Origin of the sequence: Enterococcus sp. DIV2449a (genome assembly GCF_051711225.1) — a bacterium.
GTDB classification, from domain to species: Bacteria; Bacillota; Bacilli; order Lactobacillales; family Enterococcaceae; genus Enterococcus_D; species Enterococcus_D casseliflavus.
In genome coordinates this window covers 1741605-1758385 of record NZ_JBIOME010000001.1, presented here as the reverse complement: position 1 = coordinate 1758385, position 16781 = coordinate 1741605, and the positions used below count along the sequence as shown (strand labels likewise).

Annotated in this window: 18 protein-coding genes; all 18 read left to right on the top strand. The window is 43.7% G+C overall.

Features of this window, described 5'->3' with window-relative positions; translation table 11 throughout:
- Positions 1–81 precede the first annotated feature (81 nt).
- The 18 genes from IGI76_RS08285 (at position 82) to IGI76_RS08200 (ending at position 16763) form a co-directional block, all read left to right on the top strand.
- On the top strand, positions 82–660 hold the full coding sequence (locus tag IGI76_RS08285) for a hypothetical protein (protein WP_142968438.1): 579 nt from the start codon (positions 82–84) through the stop codon (positions 658–660).
- A 374-nt stretch (positions 661–1034) separates the two neighbouring features.
- A complete protein-coding gene (trpX, locus tag IGI76_RS08280) occupies positions 1035–2087 on the top strand; it encodes a tryptophan ABC transporter substrate-binding protein (RefSeq protein ID WP_010748363.1) in 1053 nt (350 codons plus the stop codon).
- Between the two features lie 78 nt (positions 2088–2165).
- On the top strand, positions 2166–3050 hold the full coding sequence (locus IGI76_RS08275; RefSeq protein ID WP_010748362.1) for an ABC transporter permease: 885 nt from the start codon (positions 2166–2168) through the stop codon (positions 3048–3050).
- A complete protein-coding gene (locus IGI76_RS08270) occupies positions 3050–3808 on the top strand; it encodes an ABC transporter ATP-binding protein (RefSeq protein WP_005226102.1) in 759 nt (252 codons plus the stop codon). The genes IGI76_RS08275 and IGI76_RS08270 overlap by 1 nt, the downstream gene beginning before the upstream one ends.
- A gap of 413 nt (positions 3809–4221) precedes the next feature.
- Entirely contained in the window at positions 4222–5091 is an 870-nt protein-coding gene (locus IGI76_RS08265; protein ID WP_167827274.1) for a shikimate dehydrogenase, read from the top strand.
- A gap of 39 nt (positions 5092–5130) precedes the next feature.
- A complete protein-coding gene (gene aroF, locus IGI76_RS08260) occupies positions 5131–6156 on the top strand; it encodes a 3-deoxy-7-phosphoheptulonate synthase (RefSeq protein ID WP_005226100.1) in 1026 nt (341 codons plus the stop codon).
- A gap of 36 nt (positions 6157–6192) precedes the next feature.
- The gene (aroB, locus tag IGI76_RS08255; RefSeq protein WP_015509713.1) at positions 6193–7248 is read left to right on the top strand and encodes a 3-dehydroquinate synthase; all 1056 of its coding nucleotides are present in this window, start codon (positions 6193–6195) and stop codon (positions 7246–7248) included.
- A 19-nt stretch (positions 7249–7267) separates the two neighbouring features.
- Complete coding sequence (aroC, locus tag IGI76_RS08250; RefSeq protein WP_077453377.1) at positions 7268–8434, top strand: chorismate synthase; 1167 nt, start codon at positions 7268–7270, stop codon at positions 8432–8434.
- Between the two features lie 44 nt (positions 8435–8478).
- Positions 8479–9561 (top strand): prephenate dehydrogenase, encoded by a 1083-nt coding sequence (locus tag IGI76_RS08245; RefSeq protein WP_167823256.1) that lies wholly within the window; start codon positions 8479–8481, stop codon positions 9559–9561.
- 9 nt (positions 9562–9570) lie between these two features.
- On the top strand, positions 9571–10860 hold the full coding sequence (aroA, locus tag IGI76_RS08240) for a 3-phosphoshikimate 1-carboxyvinyltransferase (RefSeq protein WP_086295405.1): 1290 nt from the start codon (positions 9571–9573) through the stop codon (positions 10858–10860).
- Positions 10857–11363, top strand: a complete 507-nt coding sequence (locus tag IGI76_RS08235) for a shikimate kinase (RefSeq protein ID WP_008379901.1) — start codon at positions 10857–10859, stop codon at positions 11361–11363. Before aroA ends, IGI76_RS08235 begins: the two co-directional genes overlap by 4 nt.
- Before the next feature lies 1 nt (position 11364).
- Positions 11365–12246: a prephenate dehydratase gene (gene pheA / locus IGI76_RS08230; protein WP_086295403.1), complete on the top strand. Its 882-nt coding sequence runs from the start codon at positions 11365–11367 to the stop codon at positions 12244–12246.
- Positions 12221–12691 (top strand): GNAT family N-acetyltransferase, encoded by a 471-nt coding sequence (locus tag IGI76_RS08225; protein WP_086295401.1) that lies wholly within the window; start codon positions 12221–12223, stop codon positions 12689–12691. The genes pheA and IGI76_RS08225 overlap by 26 nt, the downstream gene beginning before the upstream one ends.
- Positions 12692–12807: 116 nt before the next feature.
- Complete coding sequence (locus IGI76_RS08220; RefSeq protein ID WP_086295399.1) at positions 12808–14082, top strand: LCP family protein; 1275 nt, start codon at positions 12808–12810, stop codon at positions 14080–14082.
- Between the two features lie 93 nt (positions 14083–14175).
- Positions 14176–15024, top strand: coding sequence for a DegV family protein (locus tag IGI76_RS08215; RefSeq protein WP_005235946.1), 849 nt, complete (start codon positions 14176–14178; stop codon positions 15022–15024).
- A 177-nt stretch (positions 15025–15201) separates the two neighbouring features.
- Positions 15202–15744 (top strand): GNAT family N-acetyltransferase, encoded by a 543-nt coding sequence (locus tag IGI76_RS08210; RefSeq protein WP_438781360.1) that lies wholly within the window; start codon positions 15202–15204, stop codon positions 15742–15744.
- Positions 15737–15994, top strand: a complete 258-nt coding sequence (locus IGI76_RS08205; RefSeq protein WP_333719170.1) for a TfoX/Sxy family DNA transformation protein — start codon at positions 15737–15739, stop codon at positions 15992–15994. The genes IGI76_RS08210 and IGI76_RS08205 overlap by 8 nt, the downstream gene beginning before the upstream one ends.
- Positions 15995–16283: 289 nt before the next feature.
- The gene (locus IGI76_RS08200) at positions 16284–16763 is read left to right on the top strand and encodes a DUF6530 family protein (RefSeq protein WP_005235941.1); all 480 of its coding nucleotides are present in this window, start codon (positions 16284–16286) and stop codon (positions 16761–16763) included.
- Positions 16764–16781: the final 18 nt, after the last annotated feature.

Sequence of the window (16781 nt, the reverse complement as noted above, 5' to 3'; positions counted from 1 at the left end):
AAATGTGAAGTTTCTTGACGTTCTAGGAGGGAATTGATAGTATGAATTAATAGTAGGATTTTTAAAAAAGGTGGGCAAATTATGGAACAAGTTAGGAACTTTGTTCATTACACGAAAGAAAAAATAGTTGAAAGCTGGCAAGCTTTTTTAGATGATCTTTATCGAGATCAGAAAAAAACGATTTTCACGCTGATCGGGGGAATTCTTTTCGCACTGGTCTTCGCAGGTTTGATCGTCTTTTCTCAAAATAGTATCAATGCTTCTTTAGTGGATCGGATCGCTTTTGACAAGCTGCCGTCAGAAAAAGTACAGCCATTGCCTTATCTGACTGCAGACAAGACGATTCGTGAAACACGAGCGATCTCAGTGATGTTTAGTAAGCCCAACGGACCTCAACTCGATCAAGTATTTGATCTGATCCAAGCGCAAGAAGATGAGCTGAATCGGACATTTTTTTATTATCCAATCGTCTATGATGCGGCTTTTTTCTCCAATGAATACAGCGTTGATCCTGATAAAGTGACGTTTATTTTTTATGAAGAAGGGATTGAGAAAAATCGCTTTACCTTTGATTCATTTGAGCAGCCAACGACGGAATTCATCCCAGAATTGAATCGTTTACCGATGTGGACGATTCGTTCTTCGGCCAATGATCGATAAAAAAATCTGACAATTTGACAGAAAATTGTTGACGTTTTTTTATCAATAAGCTAAACTGAATTCAATCAAGAAAGAAAACAAGTTGAGAAGGAGGAACAATCATGAAACTATTTATTCCATTGCAAGTGAAATCATGGCAAAACTGGCGTAGATAGTTGTATTGATGGGACCTCATTCCATAGATACAACTTTTTAGAGAACCTTCTAAAGTGCTGTATCTATGCTGGTAGTTGAATTTATCGCCGCATAGGACAAGCTTCTATGCGGCTTTTGCTTACTTGCAATTGCCGTCACATAGGCAGTTGCTTTTTTTGTTCTCAAAAACCATAAAATGAAAAACACGAAAAACGTAAGCAGAAAAAGGAGAATGAAAAATGAAAAACAAGGGATTAATTGCATCGGTTGCCGTTATTTTATTATTTTTAGGAGCGACATTTGTCTATCAGTTAGGAATGAGAAGTGGGACCAATCAAGCTAGTGAGACTTCGGAACCAGTAGAAAAAGCTGAAAAAACAGTCGGGATCCTACAATTTGTCAGTCATGAAGCACTGGATGCGATCACCGAGGGGATCAAAGAAGGCCTTAAAGAATCAGGCTATACCGAAGGGGACAACTTGACGATCGAATTCCAGAACGGTCAAGCGGATCAAAGCAAATTGGCAACGATGAGTCAGCAGCTGCTAAATAAAGATGCCGACGTTTTGGTTGGGGTAGCAACACCCGCAGCACAAGCGTTGGCGAATGTCACTCAGGATGTACCGATCGTTTTAGGAGCGGTCACTGATCCAGTTGGGGCAAATCTGGTGGCAGATATGGATCAACCCGGCGGCAATATCACTGGTGTTTCCGATAAAGCACCAGTTGCTGCACAAATCAAACTAGCAAAAGATTTGCTGCCAGAGGCAAAAACAGTCGGTATTTTGTATTCTTCGACCGAAGACAATTCGAAATACCAAGTGGCAGAAGCAGAAGCTGCTGCCGAAGAAAATGGCTTGACCAGCAAATCGTATGCCGTTCCTTCAAGTAATGAAATTGCGCAAATGGTCCAAGTGATGGCACGGGAAGTCGATTTTATCTATATTCCGTTAGACAATACGATCGCAAATGCTATGCAGACCGTAGTTCAAGAAGCCAATAAATCAAAAACACCAATCATTACTTCCGTAGACACGATGGTGGAACAAGGCGGTTTGGCAACGGTCGGACAAGATCAATTTACGATAGGCGTGGAAACTGGGAAGATGGTGGCAGCAATTCTTGATGGGACAGCAGAACCTGCGACAACACCGATCTATACATTCAGCGATGGCGAAACGATCATCAATGAAACTCAGGCGCAGTTATTGGGCATCACTATCCCAGAAAACCTCAAAGACGAGGCGAAACTGATTACAACGACGCCAGAAAGCGAAGCAAGTGACGAGTAACAACCAAGAACAGCGACCACCTGCGATCATCGAGAGGGTCTTGAAAGAGAAAACTTGTAAGAATATGGAGGAAGAATGATGATTGTTTCAGCAATAGGGCAAGGACTACTTTGGGGAATCCTGGGATTAGGGATTTTTATGACCTATCGAATTTTAAATTTCCCGGATATGACGACGGAAGGGTCCTTTCCGTTAGGCGGTGCTGTCTGTGTGACAGCGATCACCCATGGGGTGTCGCCCGTCTTAGCGACTTGTTTAGGAGTATTGGCTGGGATGTGTGCGGGCTGTGTGACAGGACTTCTTTATACAAAAGGCAAAATTCCCGTGATTTTAGCTGGAATCTTGGTGATGTCTTCATTGAACTCGGTCATGCTGTTTGTGATGCGCTCACCCAACCTCTCTTTATTAAACCAACCGAAAATTCAAGATTTTTTTACTAGAATGAATTTACCGAATTATTATGATACGGTGATCATTGGATTGATCATGGTCTTGTTGATCGGGGGCGTCTTGGTTTACTTTTTCCATACAAATTTGGGTCAAGCTTACATCGCTACAGGTGATAATGAGCATATGGCAAAATCGATGGGGATCAATACCGATCGAATGAAAATCATTGGATTGATCGTCTCCAATGGCGTGATCGCACTCTCAGGCGCATTGATTGCGCAAAATGACGGCTATGCCGACATAAGCAAAGGTATCGGTGTGATCGTTATCGGACTGGCGTCAATCATCATTGGTGAAGTGTTATACGGGGAACTGACCTTGCTGGAACGTTTGATCGCTATTGTGATTGGCAGCATTATTTACCAATTATTGATCCTATTTGTGATCAAAGCTGGATTTGATACGACCTACTTGAAGATCTTCTCTGCAATCGTCTTGACGATCTGCTTGTTGATCCCTCAATTTAAACAAGCCTTGCATCTACGCACTGGTTTTGAAACGGAGGACGAATAATGTTAGCCTTAAAAAAAGCCTTTAAAGTTGTCGGCAACGGACCAAATGAGAAAAAAGTACTCTTGAATAAAATCGATCTTTCTTTAAAGCCAGGAGAATTTGTCACGGTCGTTGGAGGAAACGGCGCCGGCAAAAGCACGTTATTCAACTGCATCTCAGGCACCATGCCCTTGACGAGTGGGCAAGTGATGATCGATGATCAAAATGTGACTACACTTTCGGAAGAAAAACGCGCACGCTTTTTGGCGCGGGTTTTCCAAGATCCGAAAATGGGCACTGCTCCCCGTATGACAGTGGCAGAAAATCTGCTGTTAGCCCAAAAAAGAGGGCAAAAACGGTCACTTGGTCTTCGACAACTCCAAGGACAAAGGGAAATGTTCTTTGCACTTTGTAAAGAAATCGGCAACGGGTTGGAAAATCATTTGGATACGCCAACGGGCAGTTTATCTGGTGGTCAACGACAGGCACTAAGTTTATTGATGGCAACGATCCAAACTCCAAAACTGTTGTTGCTAGATGAACATACGGCTGCGTTAGATCCAAAGACCTCCAAACAGCTGATGCAAATCACTGCAAAACGCGTGGAAGAACAAAACCTGACCTGTCTAATGATCACCCATCGGATGGAAGATGCATTAAAATACGGAGACCGCTTGATCCTGCTCAGAAAAGGGGAGATCGTCAAAGATCTTTCAGCAGAGGAAAAAGCGCAATTAAGCTTACCTGAACTATTATTGTTCTTTGAGGATGACTTATAAACCCTTGATAGAACAGTGTTTTCAAAAAAAACAATCAAATAAATGAAAAAAATAAGAAAAAATCATTGACATCTTTCAAAGTTAAACCTATACTTAGGTCAATCTTACATCAGTTTGGAGCGAACGACTATGCAAAAATTATTGCTAACGAACCCCACACAACTGAATAAATATTACTTTAGCTATTTTAGATAGGTTTGTATTCATGAAGGCATGGGTACAAACGCTAAGTTTGTATCTATGATGGCTAGAGCATTTCGTAATGAATTCGCAGCCACGTAGATCGTAAAATCTATAGTGGCTATTTTTTATATTCACATATCGGCTCTGTCGTTATGTAATGTTTGAAGGTGTTCACTGTAGATTCTTAAATTTACGGTGGACATCTTTTTTTGTTGAAAGGAATGAACCAGATGAAACAAATGATAACCGGACACACACGGTTGGCGGCACTATTTGCCAAACCAGCCAAACACAGCATCTCTCCAGCGATGCACAATCTTTCTTTTGAAGAACAAGGGATCGACGCCGTGTATCTGGCCTTTGATGTTGAGCCGGATGATTTAGCCGCTAGTATCCAAAGCATCCGTCAGTTGGACCTCTTAGGTGTCAATTTATCGATGCCTCATAAAATGGCGGCTGTAGCGCTGATGGATGAATGTTCACCAGCAGCCGAGTTGATCGGCGCAATCAATACGATCGTCAATCAAGAAGGACGCTTGATTGGGCACAATACAGACGGCATCGGCTTTATGCGAGCTCTTGAGGACATTCAAGTATCCATCCTTGGCGACACCATGACGGTGATTGGAGCTGGTGGAGCGGCGACAGCGATCATTAGCCAAGCCGCACTAGACGGCGTCAAAACGATCCATGTCTTTAACCGCAAGGATGAGTTTTATCCAATCATCCAAGAAAAATTAACACAGATTGCACAAAAAACAGCTTGTGAAATTACCTTAACCGACTTAGAAGATCAGATGGCTTTAAAAACAGCCATCGATCAAAGCAGCTTATTGGTAAATGCCACGGGCGTGGGAATGAAACCAAATGATACCGAAAGTCCTCTGAAAGATAAAACACTCCTGCGGGAATCATTAGCTGTCTATGATGTCATCTATAATCCAAGAGAAACGCAGCTTTTGAAAGATGCGAAAGCAGTCGGCGCCAAAACTGCAAACGGCTTAAGCATGCTACTCTATCAAGGTGCAGCCGCATTTGAACTTTGGACTGGCAAAGCGATGCCTGTTGAAAAAGTCAAAGCACTCATCGAATCCATGTAAAAAATAAAAAACAGAAAAAAACGAAAGTAGGAAGAAAAAATGATCGTAATTATGAAACCAGGCGCTACGCCAGAACAAGTTGAAGTTGTTGTAACAAGAATCAAAAAAGAAGGCTTAGATGTTCAAGTCAACCAAGGAAAAGAACAGGTCGTTATCGGCTTAAAAGGGGATACCCGCCGCATCCAAGATGTTGCTTTTCGCAGCTACGAGGGTGTCGAAGATGCCATTCGGATCTCAAACACCTACAAATTGACCTCTCGTGAGTTCCATCCGCAAGATACGGTTGTGGATGTAGATGGCGTGAAAATCGGTGACGGCAACTTTGTTACGATGGCTGGTCCATGTTCGATTGAAGGCTTAGACCAAATTCGTGAATGTGCCCGAATCGCTAAAGCTGGTGGTGCACAAATCTTACGTGGTGGTGCCTTCAAACCACGCACGTCGCCATACGCATTCCAAGGGCTGGAAGAAGAAGGGCTAAAATACATTCGTCAAGCAGCGGATGAAACGGGCATGAAAGTCATCACAGAAGTCATGGACGAAGGACATATCGATATGGTTGCGGAATACAGTGACATTTTGCAGATTGGTGCTCGGAACATGCAAAACTTCAAATTGCTAGCTGCCGTTGGGAAAACTGGGAAACCAATTGGCCTTAAACGAGGCATCTCTGGCACGATCGACGAATGGTTGAATGCAGCGGAATACATCGCCGTTCAAGATAAAAGTGAAGTGATTTTCATTGAACGTGGGATCCGAACTTACGAAACAGCAACCCGTAATACCTTTGATCTAAGTGCGGTACCAATCATCAAAAAACTGAGCCACTTCCCAATCATCGTTGATCCTAGTCATGGAACAGGTATCTGGGATCTCGTACCGCCTATGGCTAGAGCGGGTGTTGCTGCTGGCGCCGATGGGATGATCGTTGAGATCCATCCAGATCCAGCCAATGCTTGGTCTGATGGTCCTCAATCACTTAATGAAAAAACGTACATGAACATGATGAAAGAAGTCCATATCATGGAAAAAGCGATGAAAGAAATCAAAGCGTTGCAAGACTAAGCGTCAAGACAACCAATAAAAGAGGTGCAAAAATCAATGTTACACATTCATTTAGAAGAACATTCCTATGATATCCTCATCAAACGAGGGGCGTTTCAAAAAGTCGGAACCTGGGTGCAACAGTTGTGGGACAAACAGCGTATTGCCGTCATTACAGACAGCAACGTCGCACCCCTGTATGGCGGACAAATCGTCGATTCCTTAACCGCTGCAGGGTTTGAGGCAACACTGTTAGTCGTACCAGCTGGCGAAAAAAGCAAATCACTAGAGCAAGCAGCTAATTTATATGATGGTCTTGCCCAACTCGGAATGACCAGAAGCGATGGGATCATTGCCCTTGGTGGCGGTGTGATTGGTGATCTTGGAGGATTTGTTGCTTCTACTTATATGCGCGGCATTGATTTCTTGCAGATTCCAACGACGTTATTGGCACAGGTCGATTCAAGTATCGGCGGAAAAACAGCTGTAAATACTGGCAGTGCCAAGAATCTCGTCGGGACATTTGCACAACCAGCCGGTGTGATGATCGATCCAGATTTACTTACAAGTTTGCCCCTCAAACGCGTCCAAGAAGGCATTGCTGAAATCATCAAGTCAGCCGCTATTGCAGATCCTGAGCTTTGGCAAACGTTAGCAGGTTTGAAAGATGAAGTCGATCTTTTGGCACATGCTGAGAAAGTAATCACTGCTTCTTTAAAGGTAAAACAAAAAGTAGTAGAAGAAGATCCTTTTGATCATGGCAGTCGTCTGACACTGAACTTCGGTCATACGATCGGGCATGGCTTAGAAAGAACAGCCGCGTTTGACACCAGTCATGGCGAAGGGGTTGCAATGGGGATGATCATGATCACCCGTCATGCAGAAGCCATCGGATTAACACCAAAAGGTACGACCCAGCAGCTTACAGAAATGGTTGAGAAGTTTCATTTGCCGATCACACCAAGTGAAATAGATAAAGAGCAATTATACCAAGCAATCACTCATGATAAAAAAGCCCGCGGGCAACAATTGAAGATTATTCTATTAGAAGCGATCGGACAGGCGAAAATCGTGACGATCCCGACTGAAAAAATCAAAGACTACCTATTATAAGAAAGGAAGGTAACGGATCATGCGTTATATTACAGCAGGCGAATCACATGGACCAGAGTTGACCGCCATTATCGAAGGTTTACCGGCAGGATTGCCATTAACAGCAGAAGACATTAATTTTGAATTAGCGAGACGACAAACCGGCTATGGCCGTGGGGGACGGATGCTGATTGAAAAAGACCAAGTCCGTATCACTTCGGGTATCCGTCATGGAAAAACACTAGGCTCTCCTGTGACTTTAGTGGTTGAGAACAAAGATTGGAAAAACTGGACCAAGGTCATGGCGATCGAAGAGGTACCAGAAAAAGACCGCAAACTAAGACGAGTGGCACGACCAAGACCTGGTCATGCTGACTTAGTCGGCGGCATGAAATACCATCATCAAGATTTACGAAACGTCTTGGAACGTTCATCTGCCCGGGAAACGACTATGCGGGTAGCCATCGGAGCAATCGCGAAGAAAATTTTAAAGGAGCTTGGCATCGATGTGGCAGGTCATGTAACAATGTTAGGCGGCATCAAAGCGGAAATTCCTGAAGGGTTGACCGTCAAAGAAATCGCAGAACGCTCTGAAGCTTCAGAAGTAAGGGTGTTAGATCCGTCAGTCGAAGAAGAAATCAAGCAGCTGATCGATCAAACGAAGAAAAATGGCGATACGATCGGCGGTGTAGTGGAAGTACTTGTTGGCGGCGTTCCTGCTGGTTTAGGTAGTTACGTGCAATGGGACAAAAAACTTGATGCGAAAATCGCCCAAGCCGTGGTCAGCATCAATGCCTTTAAAGGTGCTGAGTTCGGCGTTGGCTTTGAGGCTGGTGTTTTGCCAGGTTCCAAAGTCATGGATGAGATTTTATGGGACGAACAACGAGGCTATACCCGTCGCAGCAACAACCTTGGCGGGTTTGAAGGCGGCATGACGAACGGTGAACCAATCGTGGTTCGTGGTGTTATGAAGCCGATCCCGACCTTGTACAAGCCGTTGCAAAGTGTGGATATCGACAGCAAAGAACCGTATAAAGCAAGCGTCGAACGCTCAGATAGCACCGCTGTACCAGCAGCCAGTGTTGTTTGTGAGAGTGTGGTGGCGACAGTGGTGGCCAATGAACTATTAGAAAAGTTCCCAAGTGATTCATTCGAAGAATTGACTGCATCTGTTCAGGCGTATCGAGAATACTTGTTAACCTACTGATTAAAGAACCAGCAAAAATTCCAGTAGAAATGAGGATTCTTTTCATGAACCAAAATATCTTTGTCGCCGGTCTAGGATTGATCGGCGCTTCCTTAGCAAAATGTATCAAAAAGGCACATCCGCAAGTGCATTTGATGGGCTGGGATTGTCAGGAAACCAATGAGATCGCATTAGCGACAAGTTTAGTAGACGAAGTGCCCCCTTCATTTTCAGAAGGTGCTGTCCGTGCCGACGTGATTTTGTTGGCATTGCCGGTAGAGATCACCAAAAAATATCTTGCCGAACTGGGGACACTTTCATTAAAGCCTTCGGTGCTAGTAACAGACACCGGCAGTACCAAAGCGGAAATCACCCAATTCGCCGAGTCCTTTTCCTTTGATTTTATTGGGGGCCATCCGATGGCTGGCTCTCATAAATCAGGGATCACAGCAGCCGATGAGAACCTTTTCGAGAATGCTTACTATATCTTCACACCGACGAAAAGTCAGCGGATGGAAGAGCTGCAAGAGCTTTTTCGCGGCACTAGAGCCAAATATGTGGCGCTTGCGCCAAAAGAGCATGATCAAATCACAGGGATGTTGAGCCATTTGCCCCATATTATTGCTTCTGGATTAGTCAATCAGGCAGACGCTTTCAACCAAGCCCACCCCAGAGCGCAACAACTTGCAGCAGGCGGTTTTCGCGATATCACTCGCATCGCTTCTTCAGATCCTCGCATGTGGACCGATATCTTATTGAGTAATCGACAGGAACTGCTGCAGCTGATCGATGAGTGGCAAAAACAAATGACGACCATGGCTCACTGGTTGCAAGAAAAAGACGAACGGGCGATCTTTCGGTTCTTTGAATCCGCGAAGGAAACACGGGATCAATTGCCGGTTCATCAAAATGGCGCGATCCCGGCATTTTATGATCTATTCATCGATGTACCGGATCATCCTGGTGTTGTCGCTGAAGTGACGGGGCTATTGAGCGAACATCAGCTCTCTTTGATCAACTTAAAAATTCTTGAAACTCGAGAAGACATCATTGGTGTTTTACAGATTTCATTTAAAACGCAAAATGATTTGCTGCAAGCAGAGCAGCTGATCCAAAACAAGACGACCTATTCGTGTCGAAAAAAATAGGAGGCTGGGATGAAACTAAAAAAAGCAACACATTTAAAAGGGACGATAGCGGTCCCTGCTGACAAATCGATCTCGCATCGCAGTATCATGTTCGGGGCGTTAGCTGAAGGAACAACGACTGTCCGAAATTTCTTACGTGGAGAAGACTGCTATAGCACCCTTCATGCATTTCAATCATTAGGGGTTCCGATCCATGATGACGGTCAGACGATCACGATTGAAGGACAGGGCTTCAATGGCCTTAAGCCTGCCCACGAACCAATCGATATCGGTAATTCTGGTACAACGATTCGTCTAATGATGGGGATTTTGGCTGGACAGCCATTTACAACTACCTTATTCGGTGATGACTCATTGAATAGACGACCAATGAATCGCGTGATGCTGCCATTAAGAGAAATGGGTGCCAATGTGAGAGGGCATGAGCAGACGGAGTTCCCACCGATCACCGTTAATGGTACTGCTTCTTTACAGCCCATCAATTATCAGATGCCCGTAGCAAGTGCCCAAGTAAAATCGGCGCTGATTTTTGCGGCATTGCAAGCACAAGGTACCTCGACGATTATTGAAAAAGAGGCGAGCCGTAACCATACTGAAGAAATGATCCGTCAATTCGGTGGCGTCATCACAACACAAGGCAAAACGATCACTGTGACGGGACCTCAAACACTCCAAGGACAAGAAGTAATTGTTCCTGGTGATATTTCCTCCGCTGCTTTTTTCCTAACAGCCGGCGCGATTATGCCAGAAAGTGAGATCGTTTTAAAAAATGTCGGGATCAACCCCACTCGTACAGGAATTCTTGACGTGCTAGAGGAGATGGGTGCTTCGATTGCTTGTTCCAATCAAGACGATCAGAATCAATCAGCTGACCTTACCGTTCGAAGTTCTACCTTGCAGGCAGTAACCATCGCTGGCGATATTATCCCACGCTTGATCGATGAATTGCCGATCATTGCGTTGTTAGCCACGCAGGCTCATGGCAAAACGGTGATCAAAGATGCGGAAGAACTGAAAGTAAAAGAAACCAACCGAATTGATGCAACTGCCGAAGAGTTGACAAAACTTGGGGCGGACATCACTCCCACCGAGGACGGGTTGATCATCAACGGTCCAACCCCTTTGCATGGCGGACGTGTGTCAAGTCGGGGGGACCATCGCATCGGCATGATGCTGCAAATTGCCGCCTTATTGACAGATGAAGAGGTAGAATTAGAAAAAGCCGAAGCCGTAGCAGTTTCTTATCCTGATTTTTTTGAGGATGTCGCACGTTTGGCTAAAGGAGGAAACAGCGAGTGAAAAAAGTGATATTAATTGGATTTATGGGTGCTGGAAAAACCACGATTGGTCGTCTTTTGGCTGAAGAAACGAAACAGTCTCATGTGGATTTTGATGACTTGATCGTTGCTGAGATCGGCATGACCATTCAAGAATTTTTCGACCAACACGGTGAGGAAGCCTTTCGCAAAATCGAAACGGATATTTTAGCTAAAACTTTGGCAAAGGAACAAATTATTTCCACTGGTGGGGGCATCGTATTAAAAGAAGAAAATCGTCAACTTTTAAAAGAGATGCCGCTCGTCGTGTATTTAAAAACAGATCCCGAGGAGCTGATTCATCGCTTAAAGGCGGATAATGGCAGCATTCGTCCCTTAGTCGTCTCAAAATCACCAGAAGAAATATTGGCTGTTTACCGTCCTCGGATCCCTCTTTATGAAGAAACTGCTTCATTGATCGTTGAAACGACGAACAAAGCACCAGAAGAAATCGTACAGGAAATTTTGATCAAAGCGGGTGCATAAAATGAAGATTGGTTATTTAGGACCGAAAAGTTCCTTTACGCATTTAGCTGCGCAAGAAGCTTATCCGGAAAATACCTGTATCCCCTATGGATCGATTCCGCTTTGTATTCAAGCGCTAGCTAACGGCGTGATCGATCGCGCGGTCGTTCCGAACGAGAACTCATTAGAAGGATCTGTTCATGCCACGATTGATACGCTCTTTCGTCAAAATCAGTTGAGCATCGAACAGGAAGTTATTTTACCGATCAATCATCAATTGTTAGTTTCTCAGCAATCAGCAAAAGACAACCGTCCCATCACTAAGATAATTTCTCATCCGCAAGCCTTAGCGCAATGTGCCGACTTCATCGAAGCCCGATTTGCTGGAGCTACTGTTGAGGCGGTTGCTTCCACAACGACTGCAGCAGCCTACGTAGCAAAACATCCAGAAGAAGCAGTTGCGGCGATTGCTTCCAAAGAAGCGGCATTGGCCTATCAATTAACGATCAAAAAAACCAATATTCAAGATGTTGCCTTTAATCAAACCCGTTTTTGGGTTTTGACGAAGAAAGCAGCAAACACCCAATTACCAGAGCAGACTGCTGAGAAAGCAACGATTTTTGTGACGCTCCCAGCAAATCGACCGGGGATCTTGCACAAAATCTTAGCAACCTTTGGCTGGCGAGAAATTGATTTAAGCAAAATTGAATCGCGGCCTTCAAAAACCACCTTAGGGGAATACTTTTTCGTGATCGATCTGGTGATGGACAAGCCGTGGCAACTGATTGTAAATGCCTTTGAAGAGATTCAGTTGTTGGGTGGTCAAGTCCATCTTCTCGGCGTGTATTCCGTAAATGTTGTTGAGGAAGTGACAAAAAATGACTCAAGTCAAAATAAAATTTAGCCATGATGAAACCCTTTTAGCAACGTTTCATAAAGAGATCCAAACACAGCACCATCAATGGTACCCAACGATTTTTAAGCCCTTTGATCAGTCAAGATTTGAACAAGCAATCACACAGCAGCTGCAAGAGCCAAGCCACCACTTTTTTATCGCTTGGTTGGCGGACCAGCCTTGTGGCTTTGTGCATCTTCAAGAGGTCTGTTTGCCACAAAATGCGATGATGCATGAACGAAAGTGGCTGGAAATTGCAGCGATCGCTGTTGACCCTCGGTACCAAGGGATGCATATTGGAAAACAATTGTTGGTATTTGCTGAAAATGTTGCGCTGGAAAAAGGCTTCGATGATCTCTCACTAAACTTTTGGTCGGCAAACCAAGTGAAATCATTTTATGAGCAAGCAGGATTTGTGAGCTTACGACAAGGTGCATCAAAGCATCTGAGGTAAAATATGAAGAAATTTCCTAGAAAAAGGTTAAAATTTCAGAAAATAGCTTTCTTTCTATAAGGTCTAGGGTATCCTTATAGACAGAGAGCTATTTTTTAGTTGGAGGATCAGAAGCAATGAGCAGGATGGAAAAAAATAAAAAACTGCATGAACGGCTAGAAAAGGAATCCAGTCAGGCAGCCAAAGAAAGTATCTTTGCCCGTCGAGAAGCCAAAAGAAGAAACCAGCGCGTCAGACCGAGTGATTCTACTTCTTCTGCTGATGAGCGAGTAGGAGACATTCCTTATCAAAACACCGAGCATCCTAGGGCAAGCGACTCTCGTGCGGCTCAAAGTTCTCGAGAACAGTCACAAGTAGGAGCAATAAAATCTGAGGGACGAAAAAGCGCGATCCCTCCGCTATCTGCTCAGAGGCCTGCGATGCATCAAAGCCAGGAACAAAGCAAACAAAAACCGTCAAAGCTTAAGAAGACCAAGCAACCCAAACAAAAGAAAAAGCGGAAGCACCCAGTTCTGCGTATTGTGGTTCGGGTACTATTGGTGCTTTTTGCCTATTCATTGATTGCGTTTCTTGTCGGTCAGCAAGTCGCAAGAAGTGACGCTGCTTTTGCTACGACTGATGAAGAGTCCTTTAATGGTACGGCCGCTGCAAATGGTGCTCGGAATATATTGCTCATTGGTAGTGATAGTCGTGAAGGAGAAGCTGGACGAGCAGACACTATTATGGTTTTGCAATTAGATGGTCCCAGTAAGCAACCGAAGCTACTTTCCTTTATGCGGGATACTTTAGTTACGATTCCCGGTTATGGCGAAAACAAGATCAATGCGGCTTATGCCTTTGGTGGTGCTGATTTGGTTAGACAAACGTTAGCGGAGAACTTCGGGCTAGAAACCAACTATTATGCAAAAGTTGACTTTCGTTCCTTTGAAAAAGTGATCGACACATTGTTTCCCTCAGGCGTTGCTATCAACGCGGAAAAAGATATGAGTAAAAATCTTGAAGTTGCCATCAAGCAAGGGCAACAACAAATGAATGGGCTTGAGCTGTTGCAATACGCACGCTTTCGGATGGACGAAGAAGGTGACTTCGGTCGTGTAAGACGACAGCAGCAAGTAATGGATGCGATCTTTAGCGAAATGAAAAATCCTTTAGCTATTTTAAAATTGCCTTATGCAGCTGGAAAAGTCTTAGGCTATGCTTCCACCAACCTGCCAATGTCTTTCCTATTAAAAAATACCTTCTCGATTGCTCGAGGGGCGGGAGGAGTCGACAGCTTGACTGTCCCAGTCGCTGACTCTTGGCAATACGGTTCAAGTGCGAGTGCCGGAAGTGTGTTAGTCGTCAATCTTGAAACCAATCAACAAGCGATCAGGAATTTTCTTAATGAGTAAGCAGAATGAAAAGTTCTGAAAACCATTTGAAAGTAAGTAAATTTATGCTATATTATTAATGACGTTTGAAATTTGTTGAAACGAGGAAAAAGAATGAAATTAGCCGTTGTTACTGACAGTACAGCTTATCTGCCGGAACGGATCAAAAACCATGAAGATTTGTTTATCATACCGATTCCTGTTATTTTAGATGGAAAAGTCTACAATGAAGGTATCGACATTGAAGCTGATGAGTATTACGCTTTGCTGAAAAACAGCAAAGAATTCCCAACCACTTCTCAACCGGTATTAGGAGAAGTGTTAGCCTTATATGAGTCATTGAAAGATCGCGGTTACGACACGATCATTAGTATCCACTTATCAAGCGGGATCTCTGGATTTATCGGAACGCTTTATGGAATCACCGATGAAATCGAAGGCGTTCAAATCATTCCTTACGATTCGAAGATCACAAGTATGCCGATGGGCCACATGGTAGAAACCGCTCTTGATCTATCAAGTCAAGGCAAAACCGTAGAAGAGATCATTTCCCATCTGGACACTATCAGAGACAATACCTATGCCTATCTAATCGTGGACGACTTGAATAACTTGGTTCGCGGCGGTCGCTTAACCAATGGGGCAGCCTTGATTGGCGGATTATTAAAAATCAAACCGATCTTGACCTTTGATCAAGGTAAAATTGTGCTTTACGAGCGCATTCGTTCCAGTAAAAAAGCATTCAATCGCGCGGAGGATATCATTGGTCAACGGGAGCAAGAAATCGCATTGCCTGTTAAATTTTATGTAATCCACGCCAACAATTTAGAAGTAGCGAAAGAAGAAAAAGCGAAGCTACAAGCGAAATACCCAAATGCAGAAATTGAGATTGGTCACTTCGGACCAGTTATCGGCACGCATTTAGGAGAAAAAGCCATTGGGATCGCTATTTCAGCGCAATAATTATTATTTTTTCTATGTTCATTCACGCCTTTATCTTTTCAAGACATTGTATGTAAGAACCAATTAGACGTTTGTCTAGCTGGTTCTTTTTTCTGCTTTTTTGAGGTTCGCTTGTAAAAAATCACACAAACTCGTACAATAGGATCAAAATGAAGGACTGACAAAGGAGGAATTGCTATGAAGTGTTCCTTAAGAAGGTGGCAAATGAGCGATGCGCAAGATTTAGCCCGTGCGTTAAATAATCAAACCATCCACGATTATTTACAAGATGGGTTGCCATTCCCCTATACGGTCGCAGATGCACAAGCCTATATTCGATCTGTGGAGGAAGCAGAATTTGCCTTTGCGATCACTGTGGATGACCGAGCAGTCGGCAGTATCCGTGCTGTTCGCAAAGAAAATATCCATTATAGAACGGCTGAGATTGGCTACTCTATTGCACAAGAGTATTGGGGAAAAGGCTTGATGACCCAAGCTGTTCAGCAACTATGTGACTATGTATTTACTACATCAACTATTGTTCGTATTTCTGCAGAATCTTTTGCGAAGAATCATTCCTCTTGTCGTGTGTTGGAAAAGGTAGGTTTTACGTTAGAAGGCGTCTTGCGAAAGCATGCGGAGAAAAACCAGCAGCTGTTCGATATGAAGCTCTATGCGTTGATTCGTCAAGAGAAAGAGGGGCAGGATGACAACAATCAAAAAGGAGAAACCTATGAATGAACTGCAAAAGTTACCAAATGTAGGTCAGGTTTTAGCGGATCACCTGGTTCGTATCGGCATCAATACCTCTGAACAACTACGCACAAAAACGGCTGAAGAGGTTTTTCTAGCTATCCGCCAGCGATGCGATGCGGGCGCTTGCTTGCATATGCTCTACGGCATTGAAGGGGCGATCCAAGGCATTCCTAAAGCGCAGCTTACATATCAGAGAAAACAAGCGTTGCGCCTTTTTTTCAATCAATTGAGTTAGTGAAGTAATGCGTCATAAAAAAGCACTTTTTAAGAGCGTTTGTTTTTAGATGCTTCTTATCAAGTGCTTTTTTACGGCTTGTTTCCTCATTCAGCGAAGACACATTGGTCACATTGGTATTGGTTCCTGAAATCGCCGCAGTCATGGATAGAATCGTTTGCCACTGAAAATCAACTAGACATCTGTCCCTAGCTACTAGAAAAGACCTTTTGCTTGTTCCAAACCAGCTTCCTCATTATAATTACTCTATCTAGTAAATTACTAATTTACTAAACAAGGAGTGAGAATAATGAAAATACCAGAAAACTTGAAACATAAGCCCGTCATTAAAGTGGAAGACTATGATACTGTTGACGGAAAAAATGCATTACACACAGATGCAAAAGGCCTTTCCCTCGGATTAGCACAATGGAATGATCGCGGAAAAGTCGATATCTCAGGCAAGGTTTGGCGCCATACAGGTGAAAAATGGTCTCGTCAGTCAGAAGAACTACCCCTCACTAGAATCTTAGATTTAGCAATCTTAGTGGCGCAATCTAGTTTGTATTTTCAAGAGGCCTATCGCCATGAAAAGTTTTACGATCCTGAAAACCCGTTGATCGAGATCATTGGCTTACAAGGAAATCGAATGACCGTTGAAGTAGACACCGAAAATCCTAAAATCGATGAAGACATTTTGCTTTTTTATGATTCCTTGCAAAAAGATGGCGAGCTATACGGTGAACGCTTCAAAATCCTAAAGCGGCTTTTAGATGAGCTAGGTTATTAAGAAAAGGAGCAGATTGCC